Annotated in this window: 1 protein-coding gene; it reads right to left on the minus strand. The window is 52.2% G+C overall.

Going from position 1 to position 592, the window contains the following annotated elements; translation table 11 throughout:
• Window positions 1-160: 160 nt before the first annotated feature.
• A partial coding sequence (locus tag GH663_RS21030; RefSeq protein ID WP_170291475.1) for a P-loop NTPase family protein occupies window positions 161-592 on the minus strand: 432 nt, incomplete at its 5' end.

Raw genomic sequence — 592 nt, forward strand, 5'->3', positions numbered from 1 at the left:
GTTTCGAGGACGTACATCTGATTACCTTCATCACCCTCCCGAAAGAGTGCTTGTCCTGCCTGAATCGTAATTTTTGCCGTGTTGTGAGAGAAAATTTCGATGGGCATCATGACGGTTTATCTCCTGGTTATTTTTGAAGTAATACTGGCGACCTCAACGGTCAGTGTCGGCTAACCAGCCAATTCAACAACGGGCGCCACTGGATGTCCACGACCGTCGAATTCAAGTCATTGTCAAAAAGCGTGACCCCGGTGTCAGCTGCCTGCAAGTAGCGCTGGGATTGCGCAATGCACGTCACGACAGGCAGGTCAAACTCCTGAAGGAACTCAAGCAACTGGGCATAGGCATGGGTGCGGACATCAACCCGCATCCCGACGACACCAATATCCACCCGCTCCTTTCGAACGGCTTTGGTTGCGGCAAGTTCCTCAAAGAACTCACGGGTGGCCAGCATATCGAAACGCGATGAGGAAACCGGCACCACCACCTTGTCCACCTCATTCAATACTTCTTTCAGCCGCTTCCCATGCAAACCTGCCGGCGTATCCAGAATGGCGACGTTACAGTGTTTGGGCGGTAGCTTGAATTCATC

The organism is Dechloromonas hortensis (genome assembly GCF_009469765.1).
Lineage (GTDB): Bacteria > Pseudomonadota > Gammaproteobacteria > Burkholderiales > Rhodocyclaceae > Azonexus > Azonexus hortensis.